The organism is Pseudomonas batumici, from assembly GCF_000820515.1.
Lineage (GTDB): Bacteria > Pseudomonadota > Gammaproteobacteria > Pseudomonadales > Pseudomonadaceae > Aquipseudomonas > Aquipseudomonas batumici.
This window is the reverse complement of record NZ_JXDG01000042.1, coordinates 108,915-125,256: the sequence shown is the minus strand read 5'-3', so window position 1 is coordinate 125,256 and position 16,342 is coordinate 108,915. Positions and strand designations below refer to the sequence as shown.

General features: G+C 61.0%; 15 protein-coding genes. 7 read left to right on the top strand and 8 right to left on the bottom strand.

Annotated elements, in window-relative coordinates; translation table 11 throughout:
* Nucleotides 1–20: 20 nt before the first annotated feature.
* Nucleotides 21–905, bottom strand: a complete 885-nt coding sequence (locus UCMB321_RS16900) for a LysR family transcriptional regulator (protein ID WP_040068892.1) — start codon at nt 903–905, stop codon at nt 21–23.
* Between the two features lie 191 nt (nt 906–1,096).
* Here UCMB321_RS16900 and UCMB321_RS16895 point away from each other — a divergent pair, with 191 nt between their 5' ends.
* Nucleotides 1,097–2,632 carry an MFS transporter gene (locus tag UCMB321_RS16895; protein ID WP_040069031.1) on the top strand — a complete coding sequence of 512 codons (1,536 nt, stop codon included), beginning with the start codon at nt 1,097–1,099 and terminating at the stop codon, nt 2,630–2,632.
* A 20-nt stretch (nt 2,633–2,652) separates the two neighbouring features.
* Here the strand turns inward: UCMB321_RS16895 and UCMB321_RS16890 are convergent, their stop codons facing one another.
* The 6 genes from UCMB321_RS16890 to antA form a co-directional block, all read right to left on the bottom strand.
* Entirely contained in the window at nt 2,653–4,038 is a 1,386-nt protein-coding gene (locus tag UCMB321_RS16890; RefSeq protein WP_040068890.1) for an LLM class flavin-dependent oxidoreductase, read from the bottom strand.
* Between the two features lie 35 nt (nt 4,039–4,073).
* Complete coding sequence (locus tag UCMB321_RS16885) at nt 4,074–4,919, bottom strand: amino acid ABC transporter permease (RefSeq protein WP_040068887.1); 846 nt, start codon at nt 4,917–4,919, stop codon at nt 4,074–4,076.
* Complete coding sequence (locus UCMB321_RS16880) at nt 4,916–5,737, bottom strand: transporter substrate-binding domain-containing protein (RefSeq protein ID WP_040068884.1); 822 nt, start codon at nt 5,735–5,737, stop codon at nt 4,916–4,918. The genes UCMB321_RS16885 and UCMB321_RS16880 overlap by 4 nt, the downstream gene beginning before the upstream one ends.
* A gap of 193 nt (nt 5,738–5,930) precedes the next feature.
* The gene (gene antC / locus UCMB321_RS16875; protein ID WP_040068882.1) at nt 5,931–6,962 is read right to left on the bottom strand and encodes an anthranilate 1,2-dioxygenase electron transfer component AntC; all 1,032 of its coding nucleotides are present in this window, start codon (nt 6,960–6,962) and stop codon (nt 5,931–5,933) included.
* A gap of 18 nt (nt 6,963–6,980) precedes the next feature.
* A complete protein-coding gene (antB, locus tag UCMB321_RS16870) occupies nt 6,981–7,472 on the bottom strand; it encodes an anthranilate 1,2-dioxygenase small subunit (protein ID WP_040068880.1) in 492 nt (163 codons plus the stop codon).
* A 2-nt stretch (nt 7,473–7,474) separates the two neighbouring features.
* Nucleotides 7,475–8,878 (bottom strand): anthranilate 1,2-dioxygenase large subunit, encoded by a 1,404-nt coding sequence (gene antA, locus UCMB321_RS16865; protein ID WP_040068878.1) that lies wholly within the window; start codon nt 8,876–8,878, stop codon nt 7,475–7,477.
* A gap of 357 nt (nt 8,879–9,235) precedes the next feature.
* Between antA and UCMB321_RS16860 the strand changes: the two genes are divergently transcribed.
* Nucleotides 9,236–10,246, top strand: a complete 1,011-nt coding sequence (locus UCMB321_RS16860) for an AraC family transcriptional regulator (protein WP_040068876.1) — start codon at nt 9,236–9,238, stop codon at nt 10,244–10,246.
* 16 nt (nt 10,247–10,262) lie between these two features.
* On the opposite strand, the gene pobA is transcribed toward UCMB321_RS16860, so the two are convergent.
* Nucleotides 10,263–11,447 carry a 4-hydroxybenzoate 3-monooxygenase gene (gene pobA / locus UCMB321_RS16855; RefSeq protein ID WP_040068874.1) on the bottom strand — a complete coding sequence of 395 codons (1,185 nt, stop codon included), beginning with the start codon at nt 11,445–11,447 and terminating at the stop codon, nt 10,263–10,265.
* A gap of 155 nt (nt 11,448–11,602) precedes the next feature.
* On the opposite strand from pobA, the gene UCMB321_RS16850 reads away from it, so the two are divergent.
* The 5 genes from UCMB321_RS16850 (at nt 11,603) to pcaK (ending at nt 16,308) form a co-directional block, all read left to right on the top strand.
* Nucleotides 11,603–12,472 carry a helix-turn-helix domain-containing protein gene (locus tag UCMB321_RS16850; protein WP_040068872.1) on the top strand — a complete coding sequence of 290 codons (870 nt, stop codon included), beginning with the start codon at nt 11,603–11,605 and terminating at the stop codon, nt 12,470–12,472.
* Nucleotides 12,473–12,504: 32 nt separating this feature from the next.
* A complete protein-coding gene (gene pcaQ / locus UCMB321_RS16845; RefSeq protein ID WP_040068870.1) occupies nt 12,505–13,434 on the top strand; it encodes a pca operon transcription factor PcaQ in 930 nt (309 codons plus the stop codon).
* A gap of 117 nt (nt 13,435–13,551) precedes the next feature.
* A complete protein-coding gene (gene pcaH / locus UCMB321_RS16840; RefSeq protein ID WP_040068867.1) occupies nt 13,552–14,271 on the top strand; it encodes a protocatechuate 3,4-dioxygenase subunit beta in 720 nt (239 codons plus the stop codon).
* A gap of 12 nt (nt 14,272–14,283) precedes the next feature.
* Nucleotides 14,284–14,886, top strand: coding sequence for a protocatechuate 3,4-dioxygenase subunit alpha (pcaG, locus tag UCMB321_RS16835; protein ID WP_040068865.1), 603 nt, complete (start codon nt 14,284–14,286; stop codon nt 14,884–14,886).
* Between the two features lie 72 nt (nt 14,887–14,958).
* Nucleotides 14,959–16,308: a 4-hydroxybenzoate transporter PcaK gene (pcaK, locus tag UCMB321_RS16830; protein ID WP_040068862.1), complete on the top strand. Its 1,350-nt coding sequence runs from the start codon at nt 14,959–14,961 to the stop codon at nt 16,306–16,308.
* Nucleotides 16,309–16,342: the final 34 nt, after the last annotated feature.

Here is a 16,342-nt window from a genome sequence, read left to right as displayed (position 1 = left end):
AGCGAATCACTTTGAAGTGTTTACCTGTCATGTGCGCTTGTGTTCTGGATTGATAGCGACTCTGACATCTCTACCAGTAGCTGCCCAAGTGCATTGGCCGCCGGCGTCTTTCCCGTGATGCTCCAGATCAGTCTGAAATCGGCTTCCGGCAGTGGTGGCAAGCCATACTGGCCGTCAATCACCACCATGCCGGGGGCCAGGTCGTCGAACGGCAGGGCGGTGACGGCAAGTCCCGCCAATACCGCCGCTCGCAGTCCTTGTTGACTCGGGGAGGTGAAGGCAACCCGCCAATCCAGGGCGCCACGTTCCAATGCATCGACGGCCACTTGGCGGTGCACGCAGGGGGCCGGTGCAAACGCCAGCGGTAAGGCAGCATCCCCGGTCCATTCGAACGTCTGCGCCGCCGCCCAAACGAATCGGGTTTCGCGCAGTACAGTACCGACGACCTGGTCGCCTGGCAGTGCCATGATCACCGCCAGATCGAGCCCATCGGCATCCACCAGCGCGTGCAGATCAAGGTAGGTGCCGACGGTCACATCCAGGCGTACGGCGGGGAATTTTCTGGCGAACCGACTGAGTAACGGCGGCAGGCCGTCGCCGATGAAGTTTTCCGGTACGCCGAAGCGTACGGCCCCGGATACGGGGGACGGCTCGAAACGTCGGGAGAGGGCGTCTTGCGCCTTGAGGATGTGCTCGGCATGGCGCAGAAAATCTTCTCCATCTTCTGTCAGCGTCAAGCGTCGCGTAGTGCGCACCAGCAGCGCGGTATTGGCCTGTTCTTCCAGGCGTCGGATCTGATGACTGATGGCTGATTGGCTCAAGTGCAGCCGCTCCGCGGCGCGCGTGAAACTGCCGGTCTCCTTGATCGCCACAAAAGCACGCAAAAGAGCGGGGTCGAAGTCCATTAAGTCAACTCATGACGAATATTAATAAAACGTACGAAATTAAATCATTTCTGTCATTTTTTAATTGTTTCCAGAATGCAGCCGGTCACTGGGACTCGTGCCGGGTGACGCTGGCGAGGCTATTGCACCTTCCCCCGATGGGGATTCAGGGGGCCTTGCCAGTGCCCATCAACTGGATCTGGAAGATCACGATGCCGCTCTCTTCTTCGCAAAAAGATGTTTTCACCATCGCCGCCGTTTGTTTGGCTTCGCTGATGTTCGGCCTGGAAATCTCGAGTGTGCCGGCCATCCTGCCCACGCTTGAGTCGGTTCTGCACAGCGATTTCAAAGAGCTGCAGTGGATCATGAATGCCTACACCATCGCCTGCACCACGGTGCTGATGGCTACCGGCACACTGGCGGATCGGTATGGGCGCAAGCGGGTGTTCGTCGTTAGCCTGGTGCTTTTCGGCCTGACCTCTCTGGTCTGCGGATTGGCACACAACGCCAGTGTGTTGATCGCCGGCCGATTCCTGCAAGGTATGTCCGGTGGCGCCATGTTGATCTGTCAGGTGGCGGTGCTATCGCAGCGGTTCCAGTCGGGATCGGTGCGTGGCAAGGCGTTCAGTGCCTGGGGGATCGTGTTCGGCATCGGTTTGGGCTTCGGTCCGATTATCGGCGCCGTTATCGTGGCGTTGTCGAGTTGGGAGTGGGTGTTCCTGGTGCATACGCCAATGGCCGTGCTCGCGCTGGCCCTGGTGATCGCGGGTGTCGACGAGTCACGCGATCCGGAACGTCGCAGGCTGGATATCCCGGGGATCATCTCATTGTCGCTGGCAGTGTTGGGTTCTTCCTGGTTCATCACTCAAGGCGCGGGTTTGGGTTTTTCCGACGGTTCGGCTATCGCCAGTCTGATTGTGGCGGTGGTCAGCTTCATTGTCTTTGTCGTCGCGCAGCGTCGTTATGCCGCCCCCATGTTCGACTTCTCCGTATTGCGCATTCGCCGCTTCTCGGGCGCTTTGCTGGGAGCGGTGGGCATGAACTTCAGCTTCTGGCCATTCATGATCTACCTGCCTCTGTATTTTCAGAATAGCCTGGGTTACGCGAGCGTCGGCACGGGGCTGGCATTGCTGGCCTATACGTTGCCGACACTCGTGGTTCCGCCGCTGGGAGAACGGTTGGCGCTGCGCTATCGACCTGATGTGGTGATTCCCGCAGGCTTGTTCACCATTGGCCTGGGGTTCCTGCTGATGAGATGGGGCAGCAGTGTCACCGATGCCAGCTGGCTGACGATGCTTCCGGGCTGCCTGCTCGCTGGGACCGGGCTGGGGTTGACCAATACGCCCGTGACCAATACCACCACCGGATCGGTGCCCGTTGAGCGTGCCGGCATGGCATCGGGCATCGATATCAGCGCGCGCATGATCAGTCTTGCAATCAATATCGCCCTGATGGGGTTCATTCTGGTGGAAGGTATTCTGTCTTCCCTGCGCAACCAGTTGCCGGGCTTGTCCGAGGGAGTGCAACTGAGGCTGCTGGCGGAGAGTATTTCCGCCGGCAACTTTGCAGGGGTGGAGCAGACTGTTCAGAGGACTGCGATTCCACTTGATGTCGCCAACACAGCACTGGCGCAAGGGTTCGGCTGGGTCATGCTGTACGGTGGTGTTGCGGCATGGGTGCTAGTGGCGGCCAGTTGCCTGGTCTTTCGCTCGAGCAACGTCGTTCATTCCCAGCCGTACCCGCAGTAGAACGGTCTGATTCATCGGGATCAGCGTGGTGTATTGTCGAAGCGGAACGAGGCTCCGTAAGCCGACTCCGGCAAATGGCTGGCGCCGTCCGCTCGCAGCCGTGAGCGGAAGGTTCCACTGTGCGGCTGGGTTCTGTAAAGGCCGCGCTTGCGCAATTCGGGAATGATCAACTCCACGAAATCCTCCAGTGAGCCGGGACTGATCAACGGATTGATCATGTAGCCGCTGGTGCCGGAGAGACGGGCATGCTCTTCGATCCGATCCACGACCTGCTGCGGGGTGCCGACCAGGATCAGGTCGCTGCCGCGGGTGACCTTGGCAAAGCGTTGCTTCACATCGCCCGCGGTCAAGGGCTTGCCACTGCCATCGGGGTGCATGACATAGGAGGTCAAGCCTTCGGTATGGGTCGACAGGGCCTCGTTGTCGGCATAGCGGCTGATATCGATGCCGGTATCGCCCGCGTAACTGACCAGTTGCGCCTGAAGATGGTAGTTGCTTTGCAGAACGTCATATTTGCGCTGGGCTTCGATCTCGGTTCTGGCGGTGACAATGCGCAGCACGGTCAGGGACCGCACATCCTCGCGCTGACGGCCACGGGCCTGGGCCTTGGCCCATATATCTTCCAGACCCTGGCGGATTTCCCGAGGGTTGGATTTGGCGATGAAGATCAGCTCGGCGTGCTTGGCGGCAAACTCGCGACCACGACCCGACCAGCCGGCCTGGATCAGCAGGGGAGTGCGCTGTGGCGACGGCGAGGTCAGATGCGGTCCGGCCACTCGATAATGCTCGCCAAGATGATTGATCGGCCGTACCCGGTCACCTTGGGCATACAGGTGACGGGTCTTGTCAGCGATCACGGCGTCGTTGGCCCAACTGCCTTCCCAGAGCTTGTACACCACATCGAGAAACTCTTCGGCGCGTTCATAGCGGTCATCGTGTTTGATCATCTGTTCAAGGCCGAAATTACGGGCGGCGCTGGACAGATAGGAGGTCACGATGTTCCAGCCCACGCGGCCGTTGGTCAGGTGATCCAGGGTGCTGAAACGCCGGGCGTGGGTGAAGGGGTGTTCGTAGCTGGTGGTGACCGTGACGCCGAAGGCCAGATTCTCGGTGACCGCGGCCAGGGCCGGAATGATCATCAGCGGGTCGTTGGCCGGGGCTTCCACGGCCCATTTCATCGCTGCGTCGGCATTGCCGCCAAACACGTCGTAGAAACCCAGCACATCGCCGAAGAACAGCATGTCGAGGTTGGCCTGGTCGGCAATCCGTGCCAGGTTCGACCAGTAGCCCAGCGAGTTGATTGCCAGGCGCTCGTCGGCCGGGTGCGTCCAGAGGCTCGGCGCACCGCCGCAGCCGACGCTGGCTTGTTCGTAGAGGGCAAATAATAGCGGTTTTGGATCAGACATCTTCGTTCCTGAATGAAGTCGTTGAAGGGGTGGGCTCAGCGTTGGTTCTTGAAGCCTCTGCCGTAGTGCCGCTCAAGGCGCACCTGGATCAACTCCAGGCCGATGGAGAGCAGCCAGTAGATGACGGCCGCAGTGGTGAGCATTTCGATATAGCGATAAGACGACCGGCCATACGACTGCGCCAGGAACATCACTTCCCAGACGCCCATGACCGAAACCAATGAAGAGTCCTTGAGCATCGAAATGAACTGGCTGGTGGTCGGCGGAATGATCGTGCGCATCGCTTGCGGCAGGACGATGCGCACAAAGATCGCCGCGGGTCGCAGGCCCAGGGCGGCTGCCGCTTCACGCTGACCGGGCGCCACAGCCATGATGCCGGCACGAAAGATCTCGCTGAGGTAGGCCCCATAGTTCAGGGAGAGCGCCAGGATGCCGGCGCTGATGGCCCCGGGGACCACACCCAGTTGCGGCAGCCCCAGATAGATCAGCAATATCTGGATCAGCAGCGGTGTGCCGCGAAAGAACGAGGCGTAGAAACTGGCCACGCCGAATGCCACCGCGCTGGATGACAGGCGCGCCAGTGCCGTGACGAAACCCAGAAGCAGTGACAGCCAGATCGAGCAGAAGCACAGGAACAGCGTCAGTGCGGCGCCCTGCAGAAAACCGTTCGGCCCCAGGCGCAGGCCGACCAGGTTCGGCCACTTGTCCAGAATGATCGAGAACTTCAGGTCGAAGTTCATGAAAAACAGCAGGCACAGCCCGAGCATGATCGCCCAGGTCAGATAAAGTCGGGCCCGGAAACTGAGCAGAGGGCGCCAGCGACGCGGCTGGGTGTCGGCTGCCGAGGCCACCTGCAGCGGGTTGGGTTCGAAGGTGTTCATTGGCTGATATCGGCACCGATCCACTTCTGCGAAATCTTGCCGAGCGTGCCGTCGGCCTTGAGCTGGGCAACCACCTGAGTGACCTTGGCGTTCCATTCGCCATCGCCTTTTTCGATGGCCACGACGTTGGGTTCGGCATACAACGTCTCGCCGACGATCTTGAAGCGAGGGTCCTGGGCAATGCGTTCACGGGCGGTGACGAGGTTGGTGACCATGGCATCGAGGCGTACGCCGTTCCCCAGGGCGAGGTCCTGGAAGGCCACCGTTTCATTGTCATAGGGCGCCACCTGGACCTGATCGAATGGGTACTTCAGGGGTTTGTCCTCGGCACCCTCGATCACCAGATCCTTGTTCAAGTAGGACTCGTAGGTGGAGGCGCTGATCACGCCGACTTTCTTGCCCGACAGGTCCTTGCCCGAGGCGATGTCCTTGTTCTGGGCGTTCACCACGATGACCGCCGGCGACTGGTAATACTCCACCGGGAAGTCGAACACTTCGGCGCGCGCCTTGCTGGGGGTCATCGAGCAGACGCAGATGTCATAGCGCCCACTCCAGCGGCCGGCGGCAATCACGTCCCAGGACGGGGTTTCCAGCTTGAGTTTTACCCCAAGGCGCTGGGCCACGGCCTTGGCGACATCGACGTCGAAACCGTCCAGTTGGTTTTGCGCGTTAAGAAAGGAGAAGGGCGGATAGTTCTCCATCAAGACGCCGGTGAGCTCACCTTTCCGGGTCACTCGATCCAGCGTGGAGCCGGCGAATGCGGTCGAGCAGGTAGCAAGCAGGGCGAGGCCAAGCGGCAGAAGGGCTGACTTTTTCAAAGGCGGGTACTCGGGCGGTTATTTAAGAAGAATCTATAGATTTAAACGCACTATAAAATCTATTTGTACTAATTAAGTAGAATAACAAGCTTGCATCGGGCTATATCCCGATCCGCCTCTGTCGGCCCGCTGGCCAATGCCTTGGAGGCCCTGGTGTCAGCCAACACCAGGGCCCGCTATCTGCTTTTTTGCCTCAGGCCCCTGAGTTGCTGTCGATGAACTTCTCGTAATACATATGGAAGCCGTCGATACGCTGTTCGGTGAACCAGGTCTTGACGGCTTCGACCATGGGCGGAGGGCCGCACAGGTAGATGTCGAACGGGTTGGCGTTCATCGCCTGGCGGTCGAAGTGTTGGGGAATCCAGCCGGTCTTGCCTTGCCAGGCCGGCGACGGCTGGCTGACCACCAGGTGATACTCGAAACCTTCGATGCGCGTTCGATAATCCGCCAGGCGATTCAATTCACACAGGTCCGTGTCCTGGGTGACGCCATAGAACAACTGGACCGGTTGGTCACATCCGCCCCGGTCGGCCATCTCGTCGAGCATGCCGAGAAACGCTGATAGACCCGTGCCGCCGGCTACCATCACCAGTGGCTTGTTGACCTGCCTGAGATAGAAACTGCCCAGGGGGGCCTCGAACTCCAGCGCTTGCCCGACCTCACAACGCTCGCGGACAAAGTTGCTCATCACGCCATCCGGCAGCAGTCGGATAAGGAACTGCAGCTGATTGCCCGGGTTGGGCCGGTTGGCGAACGAGTAGGAGCGCCAGGCATCGGTGCCGGGTACTTTCAGGCGCGCGTATTGACCGGGCAGGAAGTCCAACAGCCGCTCGCTGGAGCTGGCGTCGACATGCAGGATGGCGGTGGTGCTGGAAACCTGTTCAACCCGGGTGATGACGGCGTGCATACGCTGAGTGGCGCCGGCATTGCACAGGCTTGAATCGAAGTCGAAGTAGAAGGACGCCGCGGACTGCACGCGCGTCTGGCACGACAGCATCTTGCCTTGCGCCAGGTCGTTTTCGCTGAACACCTCGTCGTCGACATAGTCTTGCGTGTACCGGCCTGTCTCGCAGCGTCCCTGGCAAGTACCGCAGACGCCTTCGCGACAATCCAGGGGAATGTTCACGCCGTTGCGCAGGGCGGCGTCGAGCAATAGTTCGTTGGGCTTGACCTCGAAGAACGCGGTCTTGCCATCGGCAAAGTTGAAAGCCACCTTGTGGTTCATGGCAACGTACTCCGTGGCTTACAAATGGTAGAAGTCGAGCACCGAATTGATCGTGTCGTTGAGCAGGACCACATGCTTGCGGGCAATCTTCCAACTCTCGCCGTCAGGCCGCAGGCGGTAGGTGGCGTAACCGTAGAATTGCTCGGAGGTGGCCATGCGGTAATACAGCGTCTGCCAGTTGAGCTTGACCTCCAGTTCGTCGTTCTCCAGCGCTGCGATGCGGATATTGTTGACCATGTGCAGGGTGCGCGGCATCGGGATGGTCGAGGCGGCCTTGCCGGTGCGCAAGCGGAATACCCGGTCTTCCAGGCCGCCCCGGTTGGCGTAGTAGATCAACGACATGCCCTTCTTCGGGTCAGTGGTGTAGACGTGCTCCGAATCCCATTGCGGCAGGTGGAACTCGCTGTCCTCGCTGAACAGGTCGAGGTAGGCGTCCCAGTCCTGGGCATCGCACAGTTCGGCCTTGCGGTAGCAAAATTGTTCAACACGGTATTGCAGTTGCGAATTCATGGTTACACCTCGCGCAGTTTCAGGGGTTGCTCTTCGGCGGCCTTGCGCGCCAGCCCTTCGAGCAGGAAGCGCTGCCAGTTGCCGTGCTGGTTGACGTAGAGCCCTTCGTGGGTGAATTCGGTGCCGGTCAGGGCCGGTTGGATGCCCAGGGTTTCACTGTTGCGGGTTGGGCCGCTGACCCATTTGTCATGGCCACGCGAGATGTCGCTCCAGCGCTCCAGGCGGGCCTGGAAGCCACGCTGGGCTTCACGGAATTCCACCAGGTCATCGGGGGTACCGAGGCCGGAGACATTGAAGAAGTCTTCGAACTGGCGGATACGGTTTTCGCGATCGCTGTCGGATTCGCCCTTGACCCCCAGGCAGAAGCTGTGGATCTCGGTCTTGTTCCAGGCCAGCGGACGGATGATCCGCAACTGCGAACTGATCTGGTCGAGGAAAAACATGCTGGGGTAGACGTTCAGGTTGCGCAGGCGATGCATCATCCACTCGGCCTTGTCCTGGCCATATTCCTCGACCAGGCGCGGCATGATGCTGGCGTAACCCGGGCGTACCGCCGGGTTCGGCATATCGCTGAACAGCACACTGTGACCGTTGTGGAAGGAGAACCAGCCGTCGTCGGTCTCGGCATCGCCGGCGCCCAGCTTGCTGTAGTCCAGGGTATCGCCGCTGGCGCTGCCTTTCTCGGCGTTGACCTGCTGGCGATGCTGCACCGTGGCGACGTAGTTGTAGTGCACGGTACTGACGTGATAACCGTCCAGGCCGTTTTCGTTCTGCAGCTTCCAGTTGCCGTCATAGGTATAGGAAGACTTGCCGGGCAGCACTTCCAGCTCGCCGGTGGCCGATTGCGCCACCATCATGTCGAAGAACACCTTGGCGTCGCCCAGGTAGTCTTCCAGGCTGTCGCTGGCCTCGACATCGAGGCTGACGAAGACAAAGCCCTTGTAGCTTTCGATACGGGCTTTTTTCAGGCCCCGGGTTGCCTTGTCGAAGCCCTCGGGGTATTCACCCGGCGCCTTGACCTTGACCAGGCGACCATCGCTTTTGTAGCACCAGGCGTGGAAGGGGCAGGTGAAGGTCGACTGGTTGCCCTTGCCCACGCGGGTGAGGGTCGTGCCGCGGTGTTGGCAGGCGTTGATCAGGGCGTTGAGCCGGCCTTCGCCGTCGCGGGTGATGATCAATGGCTGGCGACCGGCACGCATCGTCATGAAGTCGTGCCGATGGGCGATCTCGCTTTCGTGACAGGCGTAGATCCAGTTCTTCTCGAAGATCAGTTCCATCTCGAGATCGAACAATTCGGGTTCGGTGAACATGTCACGGGCGATACGGTAGATGCCCTCGACCGGACGGAAGTCCAGGCAACCCTGGATGAAGGCCTGCCATTGGGCGACGCTTTTCGAATAATGCATGAGTCGGTACCTGTTTCATCGGGCGAATCGGTACCTGCATTAGAGGAGGGCCTGGCGCTTTCGGTCTATCCACATAGTTGGCGAAGGTCATCCGGAAATTTTGTGTGCGTGTACGGTGCGCGGCGTTCAACTGTCCGAGTCATTCTTGTGGCCGGTAATCGCACAGTAAATGCACGAAACAAAGCCGCCGGTTCACCGGGCAGCCTCCGCAGGCAGCGCGTTGTGTAAGATGGTCGAAGACTATCCGGAACATCATCGAGTGCTTGCCTTGACTCGGTGATGGCACAGAGCTTGCGTCCGGACAAGCCAGCGCGCCGACAGAGCGCGTATCGAAAATAGCCTTGTTGAGTAGCGCCGATGAGTAGCAAGCCCAACTATCATTTTCGAGACATCCATGCCGATCACTTCGATCTGGCCGGCGCGCACTCATGGATGTCCACGATCTGCGGTCCCCATCTGCTCCATGCGAGCAAACCCCACAGCATTCAGTTCCACCACAGCGGCAACGTGCTCAAATCGATGTCGACCACCCTGGGCATCATCGAGTACGGCACCGATGTCACGGTGGGTGTCACGGACCTCGACAGCTTCAACAGCTACAGCCTGAGCCTGCCGTTGAGTGGCGAGCAGGAACTGAGCAGGGGCGGTGTGCTGTTACGTTCCGATCGTGACCATGGCGTTATCGTTTCGCCCAACCAGAGCCAGCAATTGAGCATCACCGGCGATTGTCGCAAGCTGCAGGTCGTCATCACCCGCAGTGCAATGCGCAAGACCCTGGAAGACCTGTTGCAGCATCCATTGGGCGCGCCCCTGTGTTTCGAGCCCGAAATGGATGCAGTGAGCGGGTCTGTTGCCTCCTGGTGGCGCACGGTCAAGCACTTCATCGAAGAGATGGAGCGCAGCGAACTTTACGGCCAGCTGCTCTTCAATCGTGACCTGGAGAGCGCCTTGCTCAAGGGACTGATCCTGTCCCAGCCGCACAACTATTCCGCTGAGTTACGCGAGCGTCTCGGTGTGAAGCTGCCGCACTACCTGGTCCGTGCCAAGGACTTCATTCATTCCCATGCCCGTGATGCGCTGAGCCTTGACGATATCGAGGCCGCCGCCGGGGTGTCGCGTTTCAAGTTGTTCGAAGACTTCAAGCGATACTTCGAAATGTCGCCCATGGCCTACTTGAAGAAATATCGCTTGATGGGCGTACGCCAGGAAATCCTCGAGGACCGCTCGGCGCGCAATATCTCGGTGATCGCGATGGGCTGGGGCTTCAGTCATCTGGGGCGTTTTTCCTGCGAATACCGCAAGTTGTTCGATGAGACGCCGAGCATGACGCTGCAGCGAGTCGAGGCCCGGCGTGACAGGCTCTCATGAGCCTGGTCGAATCTCATCACTCGATGGCTTCATAGGGCAAGCCGACGTAATTCTCCGCAATCGTCTTGCGTCCGGCCGCCGAGCCCGTGAAGTAATCGAGTTCGGTCTTCTGCAGACGCTGGCTGAAGGCGTCGGTCTCGGGAAAGCGGTGGAGGATCGAGGTCATCCACCAGGAGAAACGTTCGGCTTTCCAGACCCGCCGCAGGCAGATTGACGAGTACTTCTCCAGCAGGTCGGTGCGACCTTCGCCATACACCTTGAGCAGGATGCGATACAGCGTGCTGACATCGCTCGCCGCCAGGTTCAGGCCCTTGGCGCCGGTGGGCGGGACGATATGGGCCGCGTCGCCGAGCAGGAACAGGCGGCCATATTGCATGGGCTCGACGACGAAGCTGCGCAAGGGCGCGATGCTCTTTTCAATCGAGGGGCCGGTGACCAGCTGCTCGGCGACAGTGGCCGGCAGACGGCGCTTGAGTTCTTCCCAGAAACGTTCGTCCGACCAGTCCTCGACCTGTTCCTCGGCACCCACTTGCACGTAATAACGGGTGCGCGTCGGCGAACGCATGCTGCACAAGGCAAAGCCACGCTCATGGTTGGAGTAGATCAGTTCGTGGCTGACGGGTGGGGTCTCGGCCAGGATGCCCAGCCAGCCAAAGGGATAGACCCGTTCGAAAATCTTCAGCGTCTCTTGCGGTATCGATTGTCGAGAGACGCCGTGGAAGCCGTCGCAGCCGGCAATGTAGTCGCAGTCCAGGCGGACGGTCTCGCCGTTGCGCTCGAAGGTCAGGTAAGGACTGTCGCTCTGCATGCCGTGGGGCTGCACGTTCTCGGCGTCATAAAGCGTCACTGCACCCGCGGCGGCACGGGCCTCCATCAAGTCACGGGTGACTTCGGTCTGGCCGTAGACCATGACCGTCCTGCCGCCGGTCAGGGCCTTGAGGTCGATGCGTTCGCAGCGTCCGTCGAAGGCCAGTTCGAAGCCGTCGTGCACCAGGCCGTGGGCGTCCATGCGCTCGTTGACCCCCGCTTCGCGCAACAGATCGACCATGCCTTGTTCCAGCACACCCGCACGAATTCGGGAGAGGATGTATTCGGGATCCTTGCGTTCGACGATAACGTTGTCGATGCCTGCGCGGTGTAGCAGTTGACCGAGCAGAAGGCCGGAGGGGCCGGCGCCGATGATGGCGACTTGGGTTTTCATGGAGGATATTCCTGTCGGGTGCCGCTGAAGGCATGAGGCCTTGCCGGGCACTGTTGTTTTTGTCTCCTGTATTTTTAGTGGCTAAAAGGCGGATATGAAGGCAATATCCGACGCATTCCATGGACTTTTCGTGGGTCGTCGCAAGGGGGAGGGAGATGTCGAAATCATTCGCGGTGCCTGTTCCGGTGTTCAAGCTCTACGGCGAGACCGGTGCCTGGCCGACCCCCGACCTGATTCATTGCGAGTCGATCCCCGAGCGCAGCCAACTGCACGGCTGGGAAATAAAACCCCATCGGCACAGCGACCTGGTGCAGCTTCTCTATGTGCAGGCGGGGCAGGCGACGCTGAAAGTCGAAGACGAAATCCACCCCATCGATTGCGCCTCGCTGCAAGTCGTGCCTGCGCTGAGCGTGCACACCTTCAAGTTCTCCGAGGACATTCAAGGCCACGTGCTCAGCCTCGCGCAGCCCTTGGCCGAACAGCTCGGCGCCTCGCTCAACAGTCCGGTGTTGAGCACGGCGGCCTGTTACCCGATCGGTTCCGCGCAGCAGTATCTGGACACGCTGTTTTCCGCCATCACCCAGGAATACAGCCAGCACCGACCCGGCCGTGATCCGATGCTGCAATCCTTGATCACGGTGCTGACCATCTGGCTCAGTCGCCGTAGCCTGGAGCGGGCGTCGCCGGACGCGCTGCCGCTCGAACGAGGTCGCGAGCATTTGCAGGTGTTCACCCGGACTTTGGAACGACACTTTCGGGAGCACCTGCCCATTGAGCACTATGCGGCGACGTTGGGGATCAGTACCGCTCACCTCAATGCCCTGTGCCGGCGACTCTGCGGGCAATCGGCGCTGCAGATGATCAACCAGCGACTGCTGCTGGAAGCCAAGCGCGACCTGGTCTACACCGCCATGACCATCAACCAGGTGTCCGACCGCCTGGGCTTTTCCGAACCGGCCTACTTCTCGCGCTTTTTCAAGCGCGGCACGGGGCAGTCGCCGAAACAATTCCGTATCCAGCGTTAGCGGATGCCAGACCTCGAAGGCAGTGAACCGCGGTGAATATCGATACCCGAATCAAATTCCGCCACCTGGTGTGTTTTCTCGAAGTGGCGCGTCAGGGCAGCCTGGCGCGTGCCGCGGACAAACTGGCGATCAGCCAGCCGGCGCTGTCCAAGACCCTCAAGGAGCTGGAAACCCTGCTGGCCGCCATCCTCTTCGTGCGCAGTAAAAGCGGTGCGGCGCTGACCGAGGCCGGGGTGGCCTTTCTGCGTTACGCCGGTCCCAGCGTCCAGGCGCTGCGTGAAGGGGTCAACAGCCTGCGCTCCGGCGAGCACGAGCCGATCACCGCGAGGCTCGGGGTCCTGTCGACCGTGGAAAGCCTGCTGGTGCCCGAAGTCGTCTGCCGGTTGCACGCCCGGCATCCCGCGCTGGTGGTCAGCGTGGTGACCGGGCCGAGCGCGTACCTGCTGTCCCGGCTGCGGGTGGGGGAGCTGGATCTGGTGGTCGGGCGCATGACCGACAGTCCGCAGATCCTCGGGCTGGCCTTCGAGCACCTGTACAGTGAGTCCATGACCCTGGTGGTGCGCAGCGGCCATCCTTTGTTGACCGATCCGCAGGCCCATAAGAACCTCGAGAACTACCCGCTGGTGCTGCCGCTGGCGGGGACGACGATTCGCCAATTCGCCGACAGCCTGTTCGTGCAGCACGGCATCAGCCCCCCGCGCCAGCGCCTGGAGACCCTGTCCTTGACCCTGAGCCGGCGTTACGTGCAATGCAGCCAGGCGATCTGGGTCGCGCCTTTCGACGCGGTCAGGCAGGACCTGAGTCGAGGTGAGCTGGTGGAGCTGGAGTTGGGCATTCGCGAACCGGGTGGTTCGGTGGGACTGTGCAGCAATCCGGCGCTGCCGATGCCACTGGCGGCGCAATGGTGTGTGGAGGTGCTGCGCGAGGTGGGGCAGGACTATCGCGAAGGCCGTTATCCATAACCATCTGGATATGGATAGGGTCGGTTTTTTCAGTTTTGGAGGAGGCGCTATCAGGGGAGACTGGGGCCACGGGCTGCCCTCCACGCAGCCTTTACCTCTAACAACAAGGAGACCGACATGTCTGATGCGGACAACAGCCGCTTCGTCATTCGTGACCGTAATTGGCACCCCAAAGCCCTGACGCCCGACTACAAGACCTCGATCCTGCGTTCCCCGCGCCAGGCCCTGGTGAGCATTCCCCAGTCCTTGTCGGAAACCAGCGGCCCGGACTTCTCCCACCTGAAGATGGGCCAGCACGATAACGATCTGCTGTTGAACTTCAATCGCGGCGGCCTGCCCATCGGCGAGCGGATCATCGTTGCCGGTCGGGTCTGCGACCAGTACGGCAAGCCGATCCCCCATACGCTGGTGGAGATGTGGCAAGCCAACGCCGGTGGCCGTTATCGGCACAAGAAAGACAGCTACCTGGCGCCCATCGACCCGAATTTCGGCGGTGTCGGCCGTGCCTTGACCGACCGCGATGGCAACTACAGTTTCCGCACCGTCAAACCCGGTCCGTACCCGTGGCGCAACGGTCCCAACGACTGGCGTCCGGCGCATATCCATTTCTCCATCAGCGGCCCGTCGATTGCCACGCGATTGATCACCCAGCTGTATTTCGAAGGTGACCCGCTCATCCCGATGTGCCCGATCGTCAAGTCGATCGCCGATCCGGAAGCGGTGCAGAGCCTGATCGCCAGGCTCGACATGAGCATGGCCAATCCCATGGATTGCCTGGCTTATCGCTTTGATATCGTCCTGCGCGGCCAGCGCAAGACCCACTTCGAAAACCGCTGAGGAGGCACGCGCATGCCCGTTCAACTTCTGCCTGAAACCCCTTCGCAGACCGCCGGTCCCTACGTGCATATCGGCCTGGCGCTGGAGGCGGCGGGCAACCCGCCCCGCGAGCAGGAAATCTGGAACGAGATGGCCAAGCCCGGTGCGCCGGGCGAACATATCCTGCTGATGGGCCATGTCTACGACGGCAATGGCCACCTGATTCGCGATTCGTTCCTGGAGTTCTGGCAGGCCAACCACGAAGGCGTCTACGACAGCGACTACGATCTGGACAAGCCCTTCAACAGCTTTGGCCGTACCGCGACCACGGATGTCGGCGAGTGGACGCTGAAAACCATCAAGCCCGGCACGCTGAATAACGCCGCCGGAGTGCCCATGGCGGCGCACATCAATGTGTCGCTGTTTGCCCGGGGCATCAACATTCACTTGCAGACCCGCCTGTACTTCGACGACGAGGCCGAGGCCAATGCGCTCGACCCGGTACTCAACCTGATCGAGCAGCCGCAGCGCCGCGAGACCCTGATTGCCAAGCGGTGCACGGTGGACGGCAAGCTGGCCTATCGTTTTGACATTCGGGTTCAAGGCGAAGCGGAAACGGTGTTCTTCGACTTCTGACGGTCTGGCGTGCGTGCGGTTCATGGCGTTTGCCAAGGCAAGCGACCCTATAAAAATAAGAAGGAAATTCCCATGTCGTTATTAGCCCCCGTGCCCGTGGTCGGCACGCTGGATGTTCAGGCGTTGATCAACGCCAAGCCCCTGTCAGGCTATCAATGGCGGGTGGTGCTGCTGTGTTTTCTGATCGTGTTTCTCGACGGCCTGGACACGGCGGCCATGGGCTTCATCGCCCCGGCCTTGAGCCAGGACTGGGGCATCGATCGCGCGAGCCTGGGGCCGGTGATGAGCGCCGCGCTGATCGGCATGGTCTTCGGGGCGCTGGGATCCGGCCCCCTGGCCGACCGATTCGGGCGCAAGGTGGTGCTGGTGGTGGCGGTGTTCCTGTTCGGCGTGTTCAGTCTGCTGTCGGCCTACAGCAGCAACATCGACCAACTGCTGGCCTTGCGTTTGCTGACCGGACTGGGGCTGGGGGCGGCGATGCCCAACGCTACCACGCTGTTGTCCGAATACACCCCGGAGCGGCTCAAGTCGCTGTTGGTGACCAGCATGTTCTGCGGCTTCAACCTGGGCATGGCCTGCGGCGGGTTCGTCTCGGCGAAGATGATTCCCGTGCTGGGCTGGCACAGCCTGCTGATGCTCGGCGGGATCCTGCCCCTGGCGCTGGCCGTGGTGCTGTTGTTCTGGCTGCCGGAGTCGGCGCGCTTTCTGGTGGTACGCCATCGGGGCGTGGAGCGGATTCGCCAGTTGCTGGCACCGATTGCGCCGCTGGAGGTCGCGGCGGCCACGGGCTTCAGCGTGCCGGAACAGAAGGTGGTACAGAGCCGCAACGTGTTGAAGGTGATTTTCTCCGGCAGCTATAGCGCCGGTACCTTGTTGCTGTGGCTGACCTACTTCATGGGCCTGGTGATCGTTTACCTGCTGACCAGCTGGTTGCCGACCCTGATGCGTGACAGCGGTGCAAGCCTGGAGCAATCGGCCTTCATCGGCGCGCTGTTTCAGTTCGGCGGCGTGCTCAGCGCGGTGGGGGTGGGCTGGGCGATGGACAGATTCAATCCGCACAAGGTCATCGGCAGCGCCTACCTGTTGGCGGGCGTATTCGCCTGGCTGGTGGGGCAGAGCCTCGGCCATGTCGGCGTACTGGCCACCCTGGTGCTGTTGGCGGGCATGTGCATCAACGGCGCGCAATCGGCGATGCCATCGCTGGCCGCGCGCTTTTACCCCACCCAGGGCCGCGCCACCGGTGTGTCGTGGATGCTCGGCATTGGCCGTTTCGGCGCGATCCTTGGGGCCTGGGCCGGAGCGACGCTGTTGGGACTGGGCTGGAACTTCGAGCAGGTGCTGACGGCTCTGGTGGTTCCGGCGACGCTGGCGACCTTCGCGGTGGTGATCAAGGGGCTGGTCAGCCATGCGGACGCCACCTGAGAGTCCCTCACTGATTTTTTCGAATCCTGGAGCT